This is a genomic window from Spirochaetales bacterium (genome assembly GCA_016930085.1).
Taxonomy (GTDB): domain Bacteria; phylum Spirochaetota; class Spirochaetia; order SZUA-6; family JAFGRV01; genus JAFGHO01.
In genome coordinates this window covers 1-5,957 of the sequence record JAFGHO010000051.1, presented here as the reverse complement: position 1 = coordinate 5,957, position 5,957 = coordinate 1, and the positions used below count along the sequence as shown (strand labels likewise).

Here is a 5,957-nt window from a genome sequence, read left to right as displayed (position 1 = left end):
TGTTTCAATATAGACAATTATATTAAATGTCAAAAAACAGTTTGCTTTTTGAGAAAAGCGCCAAAACCCGGCTTAAATATGTAAGTCCCTCTATAATAAACAGATAACAAACATTACAATATGAACTCCTGTAACTGTGAGAAGTCCGGGGTAAAGATCTTAACGGCATCAAAAAGGCGGTAATGCCGCGCGCAGAAGAGATCATGTCAAGGGGTACGATTGTTCGAGACGATTGAACGTATCCTTTATCGAAAGAAAAATCGCTCGGTAATCCATTTTTTTCTTCTGCTTTATTCCTTCCGTGACGAGACCGGCCGCATCCGAGAGGCTTTTTATCCGTAATTCCAGGGCGGTTCCCTTGAGCGCGTGGGCGGATTCGAACAGGGCTTCGAGGTCCCCCGTTTCGATCGCTTTTTCAATCGGAATCAGATATTCTTCCTTTGCCGCAATGAAATCCTTGAGTAGTTTGAGCACCAGGCCCGGTTCAAGCCCCAGTTCCGTCGCGGTTCGTTCACAATCGTATATACCCGTATCCATATACCCTTCCTTTATCACTGTTTCATGTCACATCAGCAGTTGTACGGCCTCCATGAACAAGTGTACGGTACCGTTGTATCGTTTTCCAGATTTTTTTTTCGATAATATACGGGAAGTACACTCTTTTTATTGGCTTACGGTGTGCCGTATAATGTTCCGATAATAACAATGCGAAACCTGTCCGTAAACGGGGAAAAAATACACGTGGAATTATCTGTTTCGAACCTTATCCATCTGGAAAAAATGTCACTCATGGGCCAGCTTCTATCGGGGATCGTTCACGAACTTTATCAGCCCCTCAACTCGATGGCATTGATCTGTCAATCGCTTCTCAGGAAGATCAGAACCGGTGGACCGGCGGACGAAAACATCACCGGTGATTTGAGAGACGTCCTCGCCCACATCGAGAGAATGAGCGATATGATCGACCACATGAGATTCTTTTCCCATAAAAATACCGGCGGAAAATCGGTCGTCTCCGATATCAACACAATCATACGGCGGGCGATATTGTTGACCGAACATCAATGCACTACCGGTAATATCCATTTACTCAGGGAACTGAAGGAAAACAGCCTTTTCGTTTTCTGCGATTCGATTTTGCTGGAACAGGTGATCCTCAACCTTCTCTCGAACGCCTTTTACGCGGTCCGGAATACGAAGAGGGAAAAGAGATACATACGGGTGCGAACGAAAAAAAAGGACAAAAACAAGATCGTCATATGTTATGTTTGCGATAACGGCACCGGTATACCGGCCGAATACCGCTACGATATTTTCACTCCCTTTTTTACGACAAAACACCCCGGCGAGGGAACGGGATTGGGACTACATCTTTCCAAAAAGATCATCGAAGATCACAATGGAACGATTAATATCTCAAGCACCCCGGGTGAAGGCACCACCGTGAGGGTAATACTTCCCCTCGCGGAATAGAAAGCGAGATAGATGTCATGGATAAAAAAAACGTACTCATCGTCGATGACGACAAACTCATCTGCCGGCAACTGGAAAAGGAGGTGTCGCGCCAGTTTTTCAACACCTATGTCGTTCATAACGGAAAATCGGCCCTGGATCTGTTTTACACGACGGAAATCGATATAGTGCTTCTCGATGTCAAACTCCCCGACATGAACGGCCTCGATCTTCTTTCGTTCCTCATACAAAAAAAACCGGCGTGTGAGGTGATTGTCGTTACCGGTTTCGGCAATCAGGATATCGCCATTCAATCATTACGGCGCGGGGCGATCGATTATATAGAAAAACCGATTTTGGGAGAGGAACTTACCGCGGCATTGGGAAGGGCCGAAGAGCGGCAGGACAGAAACAGTAAACTCTTCTGCAAAAACAAATTGCTCGTAATCGATGACGACAGGGAAGCGGCGGATCATCTGACAAAAACCCTCACAAAGGAGGGCTACGACGTATTCCGCGCGTACAGCGGACGGGAAGGACTCCGGATAATCGAAGAACATAAAATCGATGTCGTCCTTACCGATATCAGGATGCCCGATATGGACGGCATCGGGGTGCTGAAAGAGGCGAAAAAGCGCTATCAGGACATCGAGGGGATCATGATAACCGGATACCGTGAACAGGAACTCGCGATCCAGGCACTGCGTGCGGGGGCTATTGATTATATCGCCAAACCGATACACCTCGAAGAACTCCTTTTTTCAATCGACAAGGCGATCGAACGGATCAATCTCAACAGGAACGCGCTTTACAGAAACAGGGAACTTAAAATATCGGCGGAGATCATCACAAAAATGAATGAAGAACTCGAACACCGGATTATCGAAAAGGCCAGGGAATTGAACCGGATACAGGCGCAGCTTTTTCAAACATCGAAACTCGCTACCCTCGGTGAAATGGCGGCCGGGCTCGCCCATGAAATCAACCAGCCCCTCGGCGGTATCGCGCTCGTCGCTCGACATGTGAGAAAACTGAAAGAAAAAAACAAACTGACGGATGAGGAACTTGACAGCGGGCTGAATGATATCGAAACATCGGTTAAGCGGATGACCAGGGTGATCCAGCATATCAGAACCTTCGCGCGGCAGGACACACTCAAATTCATCCGGCTGGATGTCAACGAGACAATAACCTCCGCGTTGAGTCTCCTCGGAGAACAACTCAGACTGCATGAAATATCGGTCAACCTTTTCCTCGACGAGAGGCTCCCCACGATTATCGGAGAGCCGTATCAGCTCGAGCAGGTCTGGATCAATCTCATCACCAACGCGAGGGACGCCGTCGATACGGTCCGGGAAAAAAACAATTACCGGAAGGAAATAACCATTACCACATCATATGACGGAAAACAGAAAATGGTCACCATAGTTTTTTGCGACAACGGGATCGGCATGTCCGAGGATATTCTCCAGAAGATATTCGAGCCCTTTTTCACGACAAAGGAAGTCGGCGGGGCGACCGGATTGGGCCTTTCGATAAGTTACGGCATCATCGAGAGTCATAACGGAAACATATCCGTTTCCAGCGAAAAAGAGGGAAAAACATGCGTCACCGTACTGCTTCCCGAAGGAGAAAAAGAATAATAATCTCCCATTTCACGCTCCGAGTGTACTATAATATAAAAGGGAGTGGTCATCATGGCAACGATATTGATCATCGACGATGAAGAAATTATCAGGGAACGCCTTCGGAAATTACTGGAACTCGATAATTACTCCGTGTGTACCGCATCAAACGCGGAAACAGGTCTTTCCGTCTTTGACCGCGAAAAACCGGACATTGTGCTTCTGGATATAAAGATGCCGGGAACCGACGGCATCGAGGTGTTGAAACGAATAAGGACGAACGAAAGCGGGTGCGAAGTCATCATGATTACCGGACACGGCGGCGTCGATTCCGCGATACAGGCATTGAAAGCCGGTGCCTTCAGTTATATCCAGAAACCGATCGAATACGACGAACTCGAAATCGAAATAAAAAAGGCCATCGAAAAAATCTCCATGCGCAAAAAACTCGCCGAATCGGTTGCCGCATTAAAGGCGAGTGAGCTAAAATACAGAAGCCTCGTCGAGAATCTGCAGGAAGGCATCTGGAGTATCGACGGCGACTATTGTACGAGTTTCGTCAATTCGAAATTATGCGACTTGCTCGGTTATGAAATGCGGGAGATGCCGGGTAAACCGATTTCGGCGTTCACTGACGAAACCGAGTACGCACGGCTTCTGGCCCTGTTCGAGAATGCGGACGACACATTACCTCGATCCCCGGATATTATGTTGAGAAGGCGTGACGGGTCCGCTATTTACACGAATATCGGCGCCTCCCCCCTGATCGACACGGAAGGGATAAAAACCGGATACCTGCTCGCCGTTCAGGATATCACCGACAGGAAAAAGGCGGAGTTCGAGATGAAAAAGGCCATGGAAGCCGCCGAATCAGCCAGCCGAGTAAAAAGCGAGTTTCTCGCCAATATGTCCCATGAAATTCGCACACCGCTCAATGCCATTATCGGTTTTTCGGAACTCCTCAAGGACGATGTGACGGACAAGGCGACCGGAAACAATTATCTCGAGGCGATCATCGAAGGGGCCCGGTGCCTTCTCACCCTTATCAATGATATACTCGATATTTCGAAAATCGAGGCCGAACAGATAGAACTCGAATCGATCGAATTCGACCTGCATTACCTGAGCAGGAATGTCTGTTCGATGATATACCCGAAACTCGACAGGCATGCCGTCTTCCTCCGTTTTTTTTATGAAGAGGTTCTCAACAAGACATTCAAAGGGGACCCGACCAGGCTGCGGCAAATCCTTCTCAATTTATTGAGCAACGCTTCCAAATTCACGGAAAAGGGTGAAATTATTCTTTCGATCAGACGGGGGAACGGGAAGGCCGCACCGCCCCCCCGTGACGCCGTATCGGGAGAAATGCCTGCTTCCTCCCCACAAAACGGAAAAGACAAACCCGGACTCATCCCCATCGAAATATCGGTCAAAGATACCGGAATCGGCATTCCCCTGGAAAAACAGCGTGAAATATTCGAATCCTTCAAACAGGCGGATTCCTCGACGACGAGAAAATACGGGGGAACCGGGCTGGGGCTTTCGATCGTCCGGGCATTGGTCGGGAAAATGGGTGGTACGATACGGCTTGATTCCGAACCGGGAAACGGCAGCGAGTTTATTGTCTCCGTGAAACTCGAAGAAGTACCGCATCCGAAAAAGGCCCGGATTATTCCGCTTCACGATGAAGAACTCGCCGGGAAAAACATCCTCATCATCGACAACAACGAAAAATCCGACGCCATCCTCTCCGCCTATTGCGGGGAAGCGGGTATGAACATCATCAAACACTCGAGGTCCGGCATTGAAGCGATCTCCTGGCTTAAATCCGCAGGGACGCTTCCCGAGGTGATTCTCTCCGATATCATGTTGCCCGATATAAGCGGGTACGATATCGCTTCGCGCATCAAAGGAGATACCCGCCTCGCTTCGATAAAACTCGTCGCGATAACATCCGATGCCACACCCGGGGCCACGAAAAAAGCGGGCGAATCCGGTTTCGACGCGTACCTTCCGAAACCCGTATTGAAAAAGGATCTGCTTGAACTGATAAAAACGACACTGGGCGATAAAAGCGGGGACGGGGGACTCGTGACAAGGCACACCTATCGGGAAATTTCCTTTGACGACCTCGATGTTCTGGTCGTCGAGGATAAAAAACTCAACCGGAAATTCATGCGTATCGTCCTCGAGAAACTCGGCTGCCGGGTCGATGTCGCTTCGAACGGAAAAGAAGCGATCAGGATGATAAAAAAACGCGAATACGATCTGTGTTTCATGGATGTCCAAATGCCCGAGATGGGGGGAATCGAAGTAACGGAGATTATCAGAAAAGGCCTTGATAAATCCCTCCCGATTATCGCCCTGACGGCGGCCGCTTTGAAAGAAGACAGGGAACGATGCATCGCGGCCGGGATGAACGATTATCTGGCCAAGCCGGTTGAAATCAGGATATTGAAAGAAAAAATAGCACGATGGCGGCGGAAAAAAAAGAAAGCCGAACGCCCTTTCAGCTAACCGTTTCGTTCGGCATACCCCCGGCATAAGTATTTTATTTCATACATCTCATACTTATCCTTATAAGCATTATATCCATTCCACTAAATTTTATTCAGGTTTTACCTTATTGTAAAGACGCCTTTGGCTCATATTCTTTATCCTTAGGTTATCATTTTTGCTGAAATGGCGTTATTTCATTTAAATTTTTTCTTTAAAGGGAGGTGACATCCATGAGTGTATTCAGAAAGTTCAAGGTAAGCAACAAATTATTTTTTCTGATCGGTATGCTTTTGATATTCATGGTGGGAGTAAGCACGTTCGGCATTTATATGCTCATGCGGATCGGCGACGAAATAAAGGAGATCGCGGAGGAAGATATTC

The 5,957-nt window shown here is 47.9% G+C and carries 4 protein-coding genes; 3 read left to right on the top strand and 1 reads right to left on the bottom strand.

The features are described 5' to 3' along the window. Positions 1-201: 201 nt before the first annotated feature. On the bottom strand, positions 202-537 hold the full coding sequence (locus JW881_08400; GenBank protein MBN1697518.1) for an Hpt domain-containing protein: 336 nt from the start codon (positions 535-537) through the stop codon (positions 202-204). Positions 538-741: 204 nt separating this feature from the next. Between JW881_08400 and JW881_08395 the strand changes: the two genes are divergently transcribed. The 3 genes from JW881_08395 to JW881_08385 are packed head-to-tail and all read left to right on the top strand — an operon-like array spanning position 742 to position 5,594. Next, complete coding sequence (locus JW881_08395) at positions 742-1,473, top strand: GHKL domain-containing protein (protein MBN1697517.1); 732 nt, start codon at positions 742-744, stop codon at positions 1,471-1,473. A gap of 17 nt (positions 1,474-1,490) precedes the next feature. Continuing rightward, the gene (locus JW881_08390) at positions 1,491-3,095 is read left to right on the top strand and encodes a response regulator (GenBank protein ID MBN1697516.1); all 1,605 of its coding nucleotides are present in this window, start codon (positions 1,491-1,493) and stop codon (positions 3,093-3,095) included. Between the two features lie 54 nt (positions 3,096-3,149). Continuing rightward, a complete protein-coding gene (locus tag JW881_08385) occupies positions 3,150-5,594 on the top strand; it encodes a response regulator (protein ID MBN1697515.1) in 2,445 nt (814 codons plus the stop codon). Positions 5,595-5,957 lie beyond the last annotated feature (363 nt).